General features: G+C 65.3%; 13 protein-coding genes and 1 pseudogene. 11 read left to right on the forward strand and 3 right to left on the reverse strand.

The window, feature by feature from the left end; all coding sequences use genetic code 11:
• Window positions 1–45 precede the first annotated feature (45 nt).
• Both IVB24_RS01500 and IVB24_RS01505 read left to right on the forward strand, forming a co-directional pair.
• The gene (locus IVB24_RS01500) at window positions 46–1,680 is read left to right on the forward strand and encodes an alkaline phosphatase family protein (protein ID WP_247771848.1); all 1,635 of its coding nucleotides are present in this window, start codon (window positions 46–48) and stop codon (window positions 1,678–1,680) included.
• A gap of 152 nt (window positions 1,681–1,832) precedes the next feature.
• Window positions 1,833–2,127, forward strand: a pseudogene (locus IVB24_RS01505) (sulfatase/phosphatase domain-containing protein); the annotation flags it as partial.
• A 31-nt stretch (window positions 2,128–2,158) separates the two neighbouring features.
• Here IVB24_RS01505 and IVB24_RS01510 read toward each other — a convergent pair.
• The gene (locus IVB24_RS01510; RefSeq protein ID WP_094972770.1) at window positions 2,159–3,136 is read right to left on the reverse strand and encodes an AraC family transcriptional regulator; all 978 of its coding nucleotides are present in this window, start codon (window positions 3,134–3,136) and stop codon (window positions 2,159–2,161) included.
• Between the two features lie 156 nt (window positions 3,137–3,292).
• On the opposite strand from IVB24_RS01510, the gene IVB24_RS01515 reads away from it, so the two are divergent.
• Window positions 3,293–4,366, forward strand: coding sequence for a class I SAM-dependent methyltransferase (locus IVB24_RS01515; protein ID WP_247771849.1), 1,074 nt, complete (start codon window positions 3,293–3,295; stop codon window positions 4,364–4,366).
• 269 nt (window positions 4,367–4,635) lie between these two features.
• On the opposite strand, the gene IVB24_RS01520 is transcribed toward IVB24_RS01515, so the two are convergent.
• Window positions 4,636–5,601, reverse strand: coding sequence for a Bug family tripartite tricarboxylate transporter substrate binding protein (locus IVB24_RS01520; RefSeq protein ID WP_247771850.1), 966 nt, complete (start codon window positions 5,599–5,601; stop codon window positions 4,636–4,638).
• Window positions 5,602–5,807: 206 nt separating this feature from the next.
• Here IVB24_RS01520 and proB point away from each other — a divergent pair, with 206 nt between their 5' ends.
• A complete protein-coding gene (gene proB, locus IVB24_RS01525; RefSeq protein WP_094972768.1) occupies window positions 5,808–6,929 on the forward strand; it encodes a glutamate 5-kinase in 1,122 nt (373 codons plus the stop codon).
• A gap of 23 nt (window positions 6,930–6,952) precedes the next feature.
• Here the strand turns inward: proB and IVB24_RS01530 are convergent, their stop codons facing one another.
• Window positions 6,953–7,138 carry a hypothetical protein gene (locus IVB24_RS01530; RefSeq protein WP_247771851.1) on the reverse strand — a complete coding sequence of 62 codons (186 nt, stop codon included), beginning with the start codon at window positions 7,136–7,138 and terminating at the stop codon, window positions 6,953–6,955.
• A gap of 180 nt (window positions 7,139–7,318) precedes the next feature.
• Between IVB24_RS01530 and IVB24_RS01535 the strand changes: the two genes are divergently transcribed.
• The 7 genes from IVB24_RS01535 (at window position 7,319) to IVB24_RS01565 (ending at window position 14,577) form a co-directional block, all read left to right on the forward strand.
• Entirely contained in the window at window positions 7,319–8,614 is a 1,296-nt protein-coding gene (locus tag IVB24_RS01535) for a glutamate-5-semialdehyde dehydrogenase (RefSeq protein ID WP_247771852.1), read from the forward strand.
• A 23-nt stretch (window positions 8,615–8,637) separates the two neighbouring features.
• Window positions 8,638–9,282, forward strand: a complete 645-nt coding sequence (locus tag IVB24_RS01540) for a nicotinate-nucleotide adenylyltransferase (RefSeq protein ID WP_094972766.1) — start codon at window positions 8,638–8,640, stop codon at window positions 9,280–9,282.
• Window positions 9,283–9,518: 236 nt separating this feature from the next.
• The gene (gene rsfS, locus IVB24_RS01545; protein WP_094972765.1) at window positions 9,519–9,890 is read left to right on the forward strand and encodes a ribosome silencing factor; all 372 of its coding nucleotides are present in this window, start codon (window positions 9,519–9,521) and stop codon (window positions 9,888–9,890) included.
• 95 nt (window positions 9,891–9,985) lie between these two features.
• A complete protein-coding gene (gene rlmH / locus IVB24_RS01550) occupies window positions 9,986–10,468 on the forward strand; it encodes a 23S rRNA (pseudouridine(1915)-N(3))-methyltransferase RlmH (protein ID WP_094972764.1) in 483 nt (160 codons plus the stop codon).
• A 32-nt stretch (window positions 10,469–10,500) separates the two neighbouring features.
• Entirely contained in the window at window positions 10,501–11,835 is a 1,335-nt protein-coding gene (locus tag IVB24_RS01555; RefSeq protein WP_247771853.1) for a peptidoglycan DD-metalloendopeptidase family protein, read from the forward strand.
• Window positions 11,832–13,190: a S41 family peptidase gene (locus tag IVB24_RS01560; RefSeq protein WP_247771854.1), complete on the forward strand. Its 1,359-nt coding sequence runs from the start codon at window positions 11,832–11,834 to the stop codon at window positions 13,188–13,190. Before IVB24_RS01555 ends, IVB24_RS01560 begins: the two co-directional genes overlap by 4 nt.
• Before the next feature lie 157 nt (window positions 13,191–13,347).
• Window positions 13,348–14,577, forward strand: a complete 1,230-nt coding sequence (locus tag IVB24_RS01565; RefSeq protein ID WP_247771855.1) for a divergent polysaccharide deacetylase family protein — start codon at window positions 13,348–13,350, stop codon at window positions 14,575–14,577.
• Window positions 14,578–14,608 lie beyond the last annotated feature (31 nt).

Below are 14,608 nucleotides of genomic sequence, written 5' to 3' on the forward strand. Positions count from 1 at the left end.
CCGATATCGCAGCATCGCACCATCAAGAAAATGCAGGGATGACGCATGGCGCGCGCGAAGAACGTTCTCTGGATCATGTGCGACCAGCTTCGCTATGACTATCTCGGCTGCACCGGCCATCCCACGCTTAAGACGCCGAACATCGACGCCATGGCCAAGCGCGGCGTGCTGTTCAGCAAGGCCTATGTGCAATCGCCGATCTGCGGCCCGTCGCGGATGTCGTTCTACACCGGGCGTTACATGCGCTCGCACGGCTCGCACTGGAACGGCTGGCCGCTGCGCGTCGGCGAGCCCACGCTCGGCGATCACCTCAACAAGATCGGCGTACGCAACGTGCTGGTCGGCAAGACCCACATGGCGCCCGATCTCGAAGGCATGAAGGCGCTCGGCATTCCCCCGGAATCCATGATCGGCGTGCACGTCGCCGAATGCGGTTTCGAACCCTACGAGCGCGACGACGGCCTGCATCCGACCGGACGGCCGCGTCCGAAATACGACGAGTATTTGCGCAGCCAAGGTTTTGAAGCGACGAACCCGTGGGAGCACTGGGCCAATTCGGGCGCAGCGGAGGACGGCTCCCTGCAGAACGGCTGGCTGCTGGTGCACGCCGACAAGGCCGCGCGGGTGCCGGACGAACATTCCGAGACGCCCTACATGACGCGGCGCGCGATGGACTTCATCAGCGAGGCCGAAACCGACGGCAGGCCATGGTGCCTGCATCTGTCCTACATCAAGCCGCACTGGCCCTATATCGCGCCCGAGCCCTACGCCAGCATGTATGCGACCGGTGACATGACCCCGGTGATCCGCTCCGAGCGCGAGCGGCAAAATCCGCATCCGGTGTTCGGCGCCTATATGGACATGCGCTACTCCCGCAACATGGCGCGCGACGATGCCCGCGAGAAGGTGATCCCGACCTATATGGGCCTGATTACCCAGATCGACGACCAGATGGGCGTGCTGATGAAGTTCTTGGGTGAACGCGGCCTGCTGGACACCACCATGATCGTGTTCACCTCCGATCACGGCGATTATCTCGGCGATCACTGGATGGGCGAGAAGGATCTGTTTCACGAGCAGTCGGCGAAGATCCCGCTGATCGTCATCGATCCCTCGCAAGAGGCCGACGCCACGCGCGGCACGCGCAGCGATGCGCTGGTCGAGGCGATCGATCTCGCGCCGACCTTCGTCGATTATTTCGGCGGCAAGGTGCCGGGCCACATCCTCGAGGGACGCTCGCTGCTGCCGCTGCTGCGCGGGCCCACGCCGCCGGACTGGCGCAAGGTCGCGTTCTCCGAATACGACTATTCCATGCAGGACGTGCGGCTGAAGCTGAACCAGCCGATCGAGCGCTGCCGCCTGTTCATGGTGTTCGACGGCCACTGGAAATACATCCACGCCTCCGGCTTCCGCCCGATGCTGTACGATCTCGACACCGATCCGGAGGAGTTTCTGGATCGCGGCGACGATCCGGAATGCGCCGGCATCATCGCGCGGCTGCAGGCCGAGCTGTTCGACTGGGCGCTGCATCCGAGCGGCCATATCACCACGCCGCGCGAGAAGATCGCGGCTTATGCCGACAATCAGCTCCAGGTGAAAGGCGGGATTCTGATCGGCATCTGGGACGAGACGGAGCTTGCTGCGATCAAGGACGGGATAGCCGAGCGCGGCAAACTATAAGATCCTCATGGTGAGGAGGCGCGAAGCGCCGTCTCGAACCATGCAGGCCCTGCTGGCAGACGGGCTTTCATCCTTCGAGACGCTTGCTTCGCAAGCTCCTCAGGATGAGGTTAAAGAGCGAGCGCGCAGCTCTCTCGGTTCGTCATGCCCGGGGCGACCACTGGATGGGTGAGAAGGATCTGTTTCACGAGCGGTCGGCAAAAAATCCCGCTGATCGTCATCGATCCCTCGCAAGAGGCCGAAGCCACGCGCGGCACGCGCAGGGATGCGCTGGTCGAGGCCGTCGATCTCGCGCCGACTTTCGTGGATTATTTCGGCGGCAAGGCGCAGGGCCCCATCCTCGAAGGCCGCTCGCTGCTGCCGGTGTTGCGCGGGCCGACGCCGCCGGACTGGCGCAAGGTGGCGTTCTCCGAATACGACTACGCCATGCAGGACGTGCGGCTGAAACCGGCCTGAGGCGGCCCCACGATCCGGTGCCTCACTCCGTTGCGATCTGCGCCTGCCGCCAAGCCGCCGGGGGCGTTCCAACCGTCCGACGAAAGGCGCGGTTGAAGGCCGCCTCGGAATCGTATCCCACCGCCTCGGCGATCCGCGAGATCGGTTCACGCCCGGACGCCAGCAAGCCCGCGGCAAGTTGCATGCGCCAACGCGTCAGGTACTGCATCGGCGGTTGGCCGATCAAATGGGTAAACCGCTGCGCGAGTGTCGAGCGCGACAGGCCGACCGATTTCGCGAGTTCGTCCAATGTCCAGTCCGCAGCCGGGCTGCCGTGCAGCAGGTTCAACGCCTGGCCGACATGCCGGTCGCCAAGCCCGGCCAGCCAACCGGTCTGTTCAGGATCGAGGCCTTCGACGTGGCAGCGTATCGCTTCGACGAACAGTAATTCGCCGAGCCGGGCAAGCACCCCCTCTCCTCCTGACCGGCGGCCCTCGGTTTCGTTGCGCGCGGCATTGATGAGAAACACCAGGCTGGAACGGTCGCGATACGCTTGGCCCCGCAGATGCAGGACCGGCGGCAACGCCTCCAGCAGCGGATTGAAGGGACGCGCGTCGCAACCGAGAAACCCGCACAGGATGCGCGCGTCGGCGGGGCCGTTGTCGCCGAGGCTGATGCGGTGCGGCAGCTGGTCGGCGGTCGGCTGGCGGTAATAACTCAGGTCGGGGATCGCCTGCATGCCTGGCCCGCTGGAGAGCACGTGCGGCGCGCCTTGCGGAAACGCGATGATGTCGCCGGCGACGAGTTGCACCGGCGGTTCATCGATCAATCCGCCCCAGCAGCAACCATCGAGCACGACATGATACTCGATGACGTGCTGGGCACCGGGCAGGACAGCCGAGGCACAGGCAGACGAGGCCGGCGCCGCGGCCACCCAGGGGGCGCGGACATCGAGATGAAAGAACATCGCACTGCTGAGCCGTACTGCGCGCAACACGTCAGACAGGGCATCCGCGCCCATGATTGGCTGCTCCAATCGCCGGACGCTCGGTCATGCGAGCCGGACGAACGGCAAAAAATAGAGATGAATCAGACGCTCAGTCAAGCCATCCGGCGGTCTGGTCATTTGTCGCAGCCTCGCAAAGACGTAGGTCTTGTCGCGTCAAAGGAGGCAGCAATGAACATCATGGTTAGAGAGTTGAACGAGCAGAAGCTCGAGACATTCGTTACGCGGATCCTGGACGATCTCGGAGCCGCCATGACCGCACCGCTGGTGCGCATCGGCGACGAACTCGGCTTCTATGACGTGCTTGCGCAGTCGGGACCGACCACGCCGCAGGAACTGGCGCACCGCACGGGGACGGTCGAGCGCATGGTACGCGAATGGCTGAGCGCCCATGCCGCCGCCGGCTATCTGGACTATGACGCTGCGAGCGGGCGCTTCTCCATGAACCCCGAGCAGGCCATGGTGTTTGGCAATCCCGACAGCCCGGTCTACATGCTCGGTTCATTCGAGGTCTGTCAGGCGGTGATGGTCGACCAGCCGAAGGTGACCAAAGCGTTCCGCAAGAACGGCGCCGCCGGCTACCACGAGCGGTGCAATTGCCTGTTCAGCGGCATGGCGCGCTTCTTCGGCGTGAGCTACAAGGCGCATCTCGTACAGGAATGGCTTCCCGCGCTGGACGGCGTGGTGGAAAAGCTGGAACGCGGCGCGCATGTCGCGGATATCGGCTGCGGCCACGGCATCTCGACCACGCTGATGGCGACGGCGTTCCCCCGCTCGAAATTCTGGGGGTTCGACAACCACGAAGGCTCGATTGCCTGCGCAAAGGACACGGCAACGCGCGACGGGGTTGGGGCAAGGACGACGTTTGAAGTCGCCACCGCCAAGAATTTTCCGGGCGACAACTTCGACCTGGTCTGTTGTTTCGATGCACTCCACGACCTCGGCGATCCCGTCGGCGCGGCGCGCCGCGTCCTGCAGGCGCTCGCAGCCGACGGCACATTCATGGCCGTGGAGCCTCGCGCAGGCGACGCATTGCAGGACAACCTCAATCCTGTCGGCCGTCTTTACTATGCCGGCTCCACCATGATCTGCACGCCGGTCTCGCTGGCGCAAGAGGTCGGGCTTGCGCTTGGCGGACAGGCGGGGCCGAGACGCCTGGAGGCGGTGCTGCGCGAAGCCGGATTTCGGAGCGTAAGGATCGCCGCCGAAACGCCTTTCAACATCGTCATCGAGGCACGGCGCTGAATTCAGGCGACGCTGTACTTCTTCTGAGTCGGGAGCGGCAGATGCTCAGCTTTTTTGGCAGGGATGTTTTTTCATGAAGCGGACATTACGGGCAAAACAATTCAGTCAGGCGCCCAGTCGAGCTAGCTGGATTCTGGATCGTTGGGTCGCCGCCCTGATCGCCGCAATGGCGCGCGCGATACGGCATGGACGCGCAGATCACCGCCGCGATGCACATCGCCAACAGGGTCGGCGCTGCAACTACGCATCATGTTGCGACGCAGGCGGCGTCAATTCGTGATCTTGTATCCCGTCGCCTTCACGATCGGCTGCCACAGCGCGATGTTCGCGGCGAGCTCCTTCGTCAATCCTTCCGGCGTCGAGCCGACCGGGATCAGCCCGATCGCGGTGAGCTTCTCCTTCACCTCGGGCTTGGCGAGTGCGGCACTCGCGGCGGCTCCCAGCTTGCTGGCAAACTCCGGCGGGCTGCCGGCCGGAAGCCACATGCCGTACCAGGCGTCCGCGACGAGATCGATGCCGTTCTCCTTCAGCGTCGGGACATCGGGCGCGAATGGCGAACGCTCCGCGCTCGATGCCGCGATGATCTTCACGCCCTTGGCGCGATGCTGCGGCAGCGCATCCGCCAACGTGACGATCCCGAACGAGATGTGGCCACCGATGATGTCGTTGAGGATCGGCGCGCTGCCGCGATAGGGCACGCGGGTCAGGGGCATGCCGAGATCCTTCTCGAGCTTGGAGCCCATGAAGTGCGGAATGGTGCCGTTGCTCGGCACGCCGAACGAGGCCTTGTCCGGATGCGCCTTCAGCCATGCCACGAAGCTCTTGAAATCGGTGGCGTCGATCGCCGGGTTGATCACCAGCGCGAATTCGAACCGCGCCAACAGCGACACCGGCATGAAGTCCTTTGCCGTGTCGAAGCTCGGTGTCGTCTCCACCATCGGCAGCAGGTACATCGTGGGCCCCGTCGTCACCAGCACCATGCTGCCGTCGGGGCTGCCGCCCTTCACCGCCTTGATGCCGATCAGACCGTCGCCCCCGGTGCGGTTCTCGACCACCATGGTCCGCTGAAGCACCGGCGCCATCTCCTGCGCCATCAGCCGGCACAGCGTGTCGCCGCCCGCGCCTGCCGCGAACGGGAAGATGATCTTGCTCAGCCCGGCCTGCGCTTGCGCCCCACCTGCCTGCGCCAGCAGCGGCAGGCTGATACACCCGGCCATGAATTTGCGGCGATCCATGCGTTTCCCCTCCGACCCTTTATTGGTTGCCGGCATTAGAACCGGACCGGCGCCCAAGACAAGGCCGACCTTGGTTTGTTTACCATGTCGCCCGCCTTGCGCCGGCCATCGTCCTGCTGCAAAAGCGGGCCTATCGGCGCCGCTCTCTCGCTCCGCCGTTTCCGATGCAGAGCAGACCGTCAAAGCGCGCCAACACACATACCCACATGGCCAGTCCCGAACTCAGTCAATTCCGCCGCATCGTCGTCAAGGTCGGCTCCGCGCTGCTGGTCGATTCCGACAAGGGCGAGGTGCGGGCATCCTGGCTCGCCGCGCTCGCCGACGACATGGCCAAGCTGCACAAGGAGGGGCGCGACGTCCTCGTCGTCTCCTCCGGCTCGATCGCGCTCGGCCGCAGCCGCCTCAAGCTGCCGCGCGGCCCGCTCAAGCTGGAAGAGAGCCAGGCCGCCGCCGCGGTCGGCCAGATCGCGCTGGCGCGGATCTGGTCCGAGGTGCTCGGGGCCCACGGCATCGGCGCCGGCCAGATCCTGGTCACGCCCGGGGATACCGAGGAGCGCCGCCGCTATCTCAATGCGCGCTCCACCATCGGCAAGCTGCTGGAGTGGCGCGCGATCCCCGTGATCAACGAGAACGACACGGTGGCGACCAACGAGATCCGCTACGGCGACAACGACCGTCTCGCCGCGCGCGTCGCCACCATGGCGAGCGCGGACCTGCTGGTGCTGCTGTCCGACATCGACGGGCTCTACGATGCCCCGCCGAAGAACAATCCGAACGCAAAGCTCATTCCGGTGGTCGAGAGCATCTCCTCGGAAATCGAAGCGGTGGCGGGCGACGCCGAATCCGAACTGTCGCGCGGCGGCATGCGCACCAAGGTCGAGGCCGCCAAGATCGCCACCACCGGCGGCACGCATATGCTGATCGCCTCCGGCAAGATCGAGCATCCGCTGCAGGCGATCGCCGATGGCGGCCGGTGCACCTGGTTCCTGACGCCCGCCAACCCCATCACCTCGCGAAAACGCTGGATCGCGGGCACGCTGGAGCCGAAGGGCACCCTGACGATCGACGCCGGCGCCGTGACGGCGCTGCGCGCCGGCGCCAGCCTGCTGCCCGCCGGCGTGATCAAGGTCGAGGGCCAGTTCGCCCGCGGCGATGCCGTGATCGTGCGCGGCCCCGACACCAGCGAGATCGGCCGCGGCCTGATCGCCTACGACGCCGAGGTCGCCGAGCGGATCAAGGGCCGCTCCTCCCCTGATGTGATGACCATCCTGGGTATCAGCGGGCGCTCGGAAATGATCCACCGCGACGATCTGGTGGTGGGCGGGTAAGGGCCGAACGAAGTTATCGAAGGTCAAACCTTTTTGCCGAGCTTCTGCGCCGCAAGCCGTTCGCGCCCCCTAGCCTTGATCCCTTCGAACCACTGATGGAGATCGCCGATCTCTTCCATTGGTCCACTATCGAAGCCCTTCTGGATTTCGGCCCTTAGCGCCTCAAGCTTGGCCCTTCGTCGCTGTTCACGTTCTTCGGCGGTCGGCATCGCAACCTCCATTATTGAGCATTGATATTCCGAGATATTTTGGCGTCCTGCAAGTCGCGCCCAACCCGGCCATTGGCAGAGCTGGCGGCGCGAACCGAAGCCCTGCCATACCCTCCCCGCCCTTCGCAAAAGCGGGATTTCCGTGCTAGGACACTGCCTTAGCAGAAGGTTGAAACTCCAATGGCCGCCCCCCTCAAAGCCGTTGACGGCAATGCCGATCTCCAGGCCCTGATGTCCGATCTCGGTACCCGTGCCCGCGCTGCCGCGCGTATCCTGGCGCTGGCGCCGCCGGAGCAAAAGAACCGGGCGCTGGAAGCCATGGAGCGGGCGATCCGCGCCAACGCGGCCGCCATTCTCGCCGCCAATGCCGAGGACGTCACCGAAGCCCGCGCCTCCGGCAATGCCACCTCCTCTTTCATCGATCGCCTGACGCTGACGCCGGCGCGGGTCGAGAGCATGGCCGAAGGCATCGGCATCGTGCGCGGCATCGCCGATCCCGTCGGCATCGTCACCGAGAGCTGGCAGCGGCCGAACGGCATGACCATCGAGCGCGTGCGCGTGCCGCTCGGCGTCGTCGGCGTGATCTTCGAGAGCCGGCCGAACGTTGCGGCGGATGCCGGCGTGCTGTGCCTGAAGTCCGGCAATGCCGTGATCCTGCGCGGCGGCTCGGACAGTTTTCGCTCCTGCCACGCGATCCATGACTGCCTTGTGCAGGGCCTGCGCGAAGCCGGTCTGCCTGAAGCTGCGATTACGCTGGTGCCGACGCGCGACCGCGCCGCGGTCGGCATGATGCTGTCGGGCCTCGACGGCGCCGTCGACGTGATCGTGCCCCGCGGCGGGAAGAGCCTCGTCGCGCGCGTCGAGCAGGAAGCGCGCGTGCCTGTGTTCGCGCATCTCGAAGGCGTCAACCACGTCTATGTCGATGCCAGCGCCGACCTCGCCATGGCGAAGTCGATCGTGCTCAACGCGAAGATGCGCCGTACCGGCGTCTGCGGCGCGGCCGAGACGCTGCTGGTCGACCGCGCCGCGGCCGGCAAGACCCTTAAGCCGCTGGTCGAGATGCTGATCGAGGCCGGCTGCGAAGTGCGCGGCGACGAAACGGTGCAAGCAACGGATGCGCGCGTAAAGCCTGCGAGCAAGGACGATTGGGACACCGAATATCTCGACGCGATCATCGCGGCGAAGGTCGTGGACGGCGTCGACGGCGCAATCGCGCACATCCAGAACCATGGGTCGCATCACACCGATGCGATCGTGAGCGCGGATGAGGCTGCCGCGAAGAAATTCCTGAGCGAGGTCGATTCCGCGATCGTGCTGCACAACGCCTCGACACAGTTCGCCGATGGCGGCGAGTTCGGCTTCGGCGCCGAGATCGGGATTGCGACCGGCCGCTTCCACGCCCGCGGCCCTGTCGGCGCCGAGCAACTGACGAGCTTCAAATATCGCGTTCACGGCACCGGACAGACGCGGCCGTAAGTGATGGCGCGAGGCGCGGGGCATTGAGCAACAATTTCGTCGCGCCACGGTTCTTCGCGCAAGCCATACCGCCCTATACGAAGGGCATGCGCGTCGGCCTGCTCGGCGGCTCGTTCAATCCGCCGCACGAGGCCCATCGCGCGATCAGCCAGTTCGCCCTGAAGCGCCTTCAGCTCGATCGCGTCTGGTGGCTGGTGACCCCAGGCAATCCGTTGAAGGAGAACGGTACGCTGCACGAGCTCGGCGAGCGCATGCAGGCGGCACGCGACGTCGCCGACGACCCGCGGATCGAGGTGAGCTGTCTCGAATCCGTCATTCGCACCCGCTATACTATCGACACGATCAACACCTTGCGCCGCCGTCTCAGTGGCTTGCGCTTTGTCTGGATTATGGGCGCTGACAACCTCGCTCAATTCCATCGTTGGCAGCACTGGCGGCGCATCGCCGACCAGGTGCCCATTGCGGTCATCGATCGCCCGCCGCAGAGTTTCCGTGCTCTCGCCTCGCCCGCCGCCCAGGCGCTGGCGCGCTACCGCGTGCCCGAGAATGAGGCAGCATTGCTGGCAGACCGGCCGGCCCCGGCCTGGATTTTCCTGACCGGATTGAAGCTTAATCTCTCCTCGACCGGCTTACGGAACCCGGACGGGAGCTGGAAAGGTACGAAGTGAGACGGAGTGGCGGCGTCGTGGGGACGTCGGGCTCTCTGGCATATTGAAACCCTTAACCCCACATGATGTAGTGTAACCGGTGAGCGCCGGATTCGGCGTTCGCGATACAGTGAAAGGAATGGTCCCTGGCCACATCTGTATTGTCCAAGTCAGCTTCCACGAAGTCAGCTTCGACGAAGTCTGTTTTACCCAAGGTTGCCAAGCCGGCGCGTAAAACATCGGCCAAAGCTGCGACCTTGAAGGCGCAACCCGACGCCGACAAGACGCTGAGCCTGATCCTCTCCCGCCTCGAGGACATGAAGGCGGAAGAGACTGTCACCATCGACCTTCGCGGCAAATCGGCGTACTCTGACTACATGATCGTCACCACCGGCCGCGTGAACCGGCACGTTGGCGCGATCGCGGAAAACGTCGCCAAGGGCCTCAAGGAAAACGGCATCAAGAACATCCATGTCGAGGGCTTGCCCAATTGCGACTGGGTGCTGATCGATTCCGGCGACGTGATCGTGCACGTGTTCCGACCCGAGGTCCGCGAGTTCTACAATCTCGAGCGATTGTACACGCAGGGCCCGGGAGCGGCGAAAGCGATCGCGGCGAAGGCGATCTAGGCTCGCTGAGCCGATTTCGAATCGGCTGACGCGCATGCTAGCGTCGTGCGCGCGCCATTTGCGCGCGTTCTTGAAAACACGACCCTGAAGATATCATGCGCGTTGCTGTCATTGCGGTGGGCCGGCTAAAGCAGGGCCCCGAACGGGAACTTGCCGACCGCTATTTCGAGCGGTTCGACGAGGCCGGCCGCAAGCTCGGATTCCGCGAGCTGCTGGTCCACGAAATCCCCGAGAGCCGCGCGCGCGACACCGCGACGCGGATGACCGAAGAGGCCGCCGCGATCTCCGCGCATATCCCGGACAAATCGATCCTGGTGGCGCTGGACGAGCGCGGGCAAAATCTCGACTCCACCGTATTCGCACGGCATCTCGGACGCTGGCGGGACGAAGGTGCCGGACATACTGTCTTCGTAATCGGAGGGGCGGACGGACTTTCGCCCGAATTGCGCCGTAAGGCCAAGCTCGCGATTGCGTTCGGCTCTGCGACCTGGCCGCACCAAATGGTCCGCGTCATGCTTCTGGAACAGCTTTATCGGGCCGCCACCATTCTGGCCGGCCACCCCTATCACCGCGCGTGATGCGCGCCACAACGAGCACCTTTGCCGACACGATGCGAGCGCCGCTCCTCAACCTGCTGCTGATCACAAGCGTCGCCGGCGCAAGCCTCGCGCAAGCCCAGACGACAGCGCCGGCGCCGCAGACCGCCGCGGTTTCGCCCGACGCCATCAAGCAGCGCGAGCAGGAGCTGGAAGCCGCGCGCGCCAGGCAGAAGAGCGCCGAAGAAGCCCAGGCCAAGCTCAAGGCCGAGATCACCTCGCTCGGCCAGGACCGCACCCAGCTCAATCAGCAGCTGATCGACACCGCCGCCAATGTGCGCAGCGTCGAGACCAAGATCGACGAGACCGAAGCACGGCTGCGCGCGCTCAACGGACGCGAGCAGGCGATGCGCAGCTCGCTCGATTCGCGCCGCGCCGACATCGTCGAGGTGCTGGCGGCGCTGCAGCGGGCAGGACGGCGCACGCCGCCGGCGCTGCTGGTGCGGCCCGAAGATGCGCTGCAATCGCTGCGCACGGCGATGCTGCTCGGCGCCGTAGTACCGGAGTTGCGCGGCCGCGCCGAAAAGATCGCAAGCGAGCTCGGCGAGCTCGTGGCCTTGCGCAAGAATATCGCCACCGAGCGCGACCAACTCGCCTCCGACCGCGACAAGGTCCGCAACGACCAGACCCGGCTCACCGCCCTCGTCGACGAGCGGCAGCGCCAGCAGGCGGCGCGCGAAAAGGATCTCGACGCCGAGAATTCGCGCGCGATCATGCTTTCAAAGCAGGTCGGCGATCTCCAGGGCCTGATCACCAAGATGGAGCAGGATCTGCAGAGCGCCGCCAGGGCCGCCGAGAAGGCGGCCGAGGCCGCAAGGCAGGCCGAGGCCAAGGCGGCGGCCGCCAGCGCCAGCGCCAAACCCGGCCCGGGCGTGTTCAAGGACCGGTCCCGGACCACCCCCGCGATCGTCTTTGCTTCCGCCAAGGGCCTTCTGCCGCTTCCGGTTAACGGTAACAAGATCAGGGATTTCGGCGGTTCCGACGGGGTCGGCGGGGTCCAGAAGGGCATTTCGCTGGCGACCAAGCCCGGCTCCCAGGTCACAACGCCGTGTGACGGCTGGGTGGTCTATTCAGGTCCGTTCCGCAGCTATGGACAACTCTTGATCCTCAATGCCGGGGGCGGGTATCATGTCCTGATCGCCGGGATGGAGCGCATTTCGGTCAACATCGGACAGTTTGTGCTCACGGGGGAGCCGGTTGCGACGATGGGATCGACCTCTCAGGTCGCCTCCATTCTCGCGACGAACGCGAGTCAACCTGTGCTGTATGTCGAGTTCCGTAAGGACGGCACTCCAATCGATCCAGGCCCATGGTGGGCCGCAAATGAAGGCGAGAAGGTTCGCGGATGATGCGCAAGACTTCAGTAATCCTCCTCAGCGCGGCCACCGGTGCGGCGCTGATGCTGTTCGTGACCCAGCCGCGCGCAGTGTTCATGGGCTCCAGCGCGCGAGCCGCCACCGCGGACACCTATCGCCAGCTCAATCTGTTCGGCGACGTCTTCGAGCGCGTGCGCTCCGACTATGTCGAGAAGCCCGACGACACCAAGCTGATCGAATCCGCCATCAGCGGCATGCTCACCGGCCTCGATCCGCATTCGAGCTACATGGACGCCAAGAGCTTCCGCGACATGCAGGTGCAGACCCGCGGTGAGTTCGGCGGCCTCGGCATCGAGGTGACGATGGAAGACGGCCTCATCAAGGTGGTCTCGCCGATCGACGACACCCCGGCTTCGCGCGCCGGCGTCATGGCCAACGACATCATCACCAATCTCGACGACGAGGCGGTGCAGGGTCTGACCCTGAACCAGGCGGTCGAGAAGATGCGCGGCCCGGTCAACACCAAGATCAAGCTCAAGATCATCCGCAAGGGCCAGGACAATCCGATCGATGTCACCCTGGTGCGCGACAACATCCGCGTCCGCTCGGTGCGCGCGCGCGTCGAGGCCGACGACATCGCCTATATCCGCATCACCACCTTCAACGAGCAGACCACCGAGGGCCTGAAGCGCGAGGTTGCCAACCTCTCGAATCAGATCGGCGACAAGCTGAAGGGCTACGTCATCGACCTCCGCAACAATCCGGGCGGCCTGCTCGAGGAAGCGGTCACCGTTTCCGACTCGTTCCTGGAGAAGGGCGAGATCGTGTCGACGCGCGGCCGCAATGCCGAGGAGACCCAGCGTCGCACCGCGCATTCGGGCGATCTGACCAAGGGCAAACCCATCATCGTGCTGGTCAATGGCGGCTCGGCCTCGGCGTCGGAGATCGTCGCCGGCGCGCTGCAGGACCACAAGCGCGCGACCATCGTCGGCACGCGCTCGTTCGGCAAGGGCTCGGTGCAGACCATCATTCCGCTCGGAAGTGGCAATGGCGCGCTGCGGCTGACCACGGCGCGCTATTACACGCCGTCGGGCAAGTCGATCCAGGCCAAGGGCATCGTGCCCGACATCGAAGTGCTGCAGGACGTGCCGGACGAGCTGAAGTCGCGCACCGACACCAAGGGCGAGGCTTCGCTGCGCGGCCATCTCAAGAACGACGGCGACGAGAAGACCGGCTCGCAGTCCTACGTCCCGCCGGACGCCAAGGACGACAAGGCGCTCAAGCTCGCCGACGACCTGCTCCACGGCATCAAGAACAGCGCCTCCGCCGCGCCCGCCCCCGGCGGCGACAACAAGGCCACGACCGACAAGCCCAAGGCGGCGAACTAAGGCCTCAAGCCAAATCCTGGCATCACGCAATCTGAGGAAAAGGGCGGCTCCTGGAGCCGCCCTTTTTGCTTGGAACTCCTGGTCCCCCGGCCTATCCCGGCCTGCCGCCCCTTGACCCCGGCGTGGTATCGTCATTGGCAGTGATTCGGGATCGCGCATGACTGAAACGGCCGATGATCTGAGCGCCCCGCTCGGACAGGACAAGCCGCGCCGGAAACGCCGGCTGCGGCTGCCGTTCACGGCCATGCAGGCACTTGCCGTGCTGCTCGGCCTGTTCCTCCTCACCTTTGCCGGCTTCGCCATCTTCAACAAGGATCCGCTCGGCGGCGAGCCGATGACCCGGATCGCGATCCGCGAGAACGGCGCCAACAAGGCGACCGATGAGAGGCCCGCCGCCGGCCACGGCCAGAATAGCAAGCAAGACAGCAAGCACGACAGCCAGGAGGCGCCGAAGCAGGCCGCGCCCGGCGAGCAGAAGACCGTCACCATGATCGACGGCTCCACCGGCGCCCGCCACGACGTGGTGATCGGCGCCGGCGAGGACGCAGGCGACAAGGCCGGAGCGGCGTCTGCCCCGCCCGTCATGACCGGGATCAATCCAAAACTGCTGGAGAAGTCACGCTACGGCATGATCCCGGTAGTGGCCGACGGGCTGAAGCCGTTCAACGTCTATGCGGCGGACGCCGATCGCGCCAAGGCCGCCAAGATGCCGGTGGTCGCCATCGTGATCGGCGGCCTCGGCGTCGGCGCCGCCAAGACCACCGATGCCATCATGAAGCTGCCGGCGGCGGTGACGCTGGCCTTCACGCCTTATGGCACCGATCCCGGCAAGCTCGCCGAACGGGCCCGCGCACAGCGCCACGAGATCTTCCTCCAGATCCCGATGGAGCCCTACGACTTCCCCGACAATGATCCGGGACCGCAGACGCTGCTGACCTCGCTCAGCGCCGACCAGAACATGGACCGCCTGTACTGGCATTTCAGCCGGATGCAGGGCTATGCCGGCATCACCAATTTCATGGGCGCCCGCTTCATCGCGACGGAGGCGGCGATGCAGCCGATCATTCGGGAGGCGGCCAAGCGCGGCCTCGGCTTCTTCGACGACGGCTCCTCGCCCCGCAGCATCGCACCCCAGGCCGCGGCCAGCGCGGCGATGCCGTTCGGCAGGGGCGACATCGCGATCGACGTGGTGCCGACGCCGACCGAGATCGACCGCGCTCTGAACAAGCTCGAATCGGCGGCGCGCGAGCGCGGCGCGGCTGTCGGCACAGCTAGCGCCCTTCCCGTCTCGATCGAGCGCGTCGGCGCCTGGACCAAAACCTTGGGCGACCGTGGTATCCTTTTGGTGCCATTGACAACCGCGATGCTGAAATCAAAATCCAGCTAAATCAACGGATTGGTACGGCACGGGTCCCCCC

Origin of the sequence: Bradyrhizobium sp. 192, from assembly GCF_023100965.1 — a bacterium.
Lineage (GTDB): Bacteria > Pseudomonadota > Alphaproteobacteria > Rhizobiales > Xanthobacteraceae > Bradyrhizobium > Bradyrhizobium symbiodeficiens.

What these genes read in the sequence shown, in the direction of transcription:
- IVB24_RS01500 (WP_247771848.1), top strand. Translation starts at nt 46, where the DNA reads ATGGCGCGCGCGAAGAACGTTCTCTGGATCATGTGCGACCAGCTTCGC.
- IVB24_RS01510 (WP_094972770.1), bottom strand. Translation starts at nt 3,136, where the DNA reads ATGGGCGCGGATGCCCTGTCTGACGTGTTGCGCGCAGTACGGCTCAGC.
- IVB24_RS01515 (WP_247771849.1), top strand. Translation starts at nt 3,293, where the DNA reads ATGAACATCATGGTTAGAGAGTTGAACGAGCAGAAGCTCGAGACATTC.
- IVB24_RS01520 (WP_247771850.1), bottom strand. Translation starts at nt 5,601, where the DNA reads ATGGATCGCCGCAAATTCATGGCCGGGTGTATCAGCCTGCCGCTGCTG.
- proB (WP_094972768.1), top strand. Translation starts at nt 5,808, where the DNA reads ATGGCCAGTCCCGAACTCAGTCAATTCCGCCGCATCGTCGTCAAGGTC.
- IVB24_RS01530 (WP_247771851.1), bottom strand. Translation starts at nt 7,138, where the DNA reads ATGCCGACCGCCGAAGAACGTGAACAGCGACGAAGGGCCAAGCTTGAG.
- IVB24_RS01535 (WP_247771852.1), top strand. Translation starts at nt 7,319, where the DNA reads ATGGCCGCCCCCCTCAAAGCCGTTGACGGCAATGCCGATCTCCAGGCC.
- rlmH (WP_094972764.1), top strand. Translation starts at nt 9,986, where the DNA reads ATGCGCGTTGCTGTCATTGCGGTGGGCCGGCTAAAGCAGGGCCCCGAA.
- IVB24_RS01555 (WP_247771853.1), top strand. Translation starts at nt 10,501, where the DNA reads ATGCGAGCGCCGCTCCTCAACCTGCTGCTGATCACAAGCGTCGCCGGC.
- IVB24_RS01560 (WP_247771854.1), top strand. Translation starts at nt 11,832, where the DNA reads ATGATGCGCAAGACTTCAGTAATCCTCCTCAGCGCGGCCACCGGTGCG.
- IVB24_RS01565 (WP_247771855.1), top strand. Translation starts at nt 13,348, where the DNA reads ATGACTGAAACGGCCGATGATCTGAGCGCCCCGCTCGGACAGGACAAG.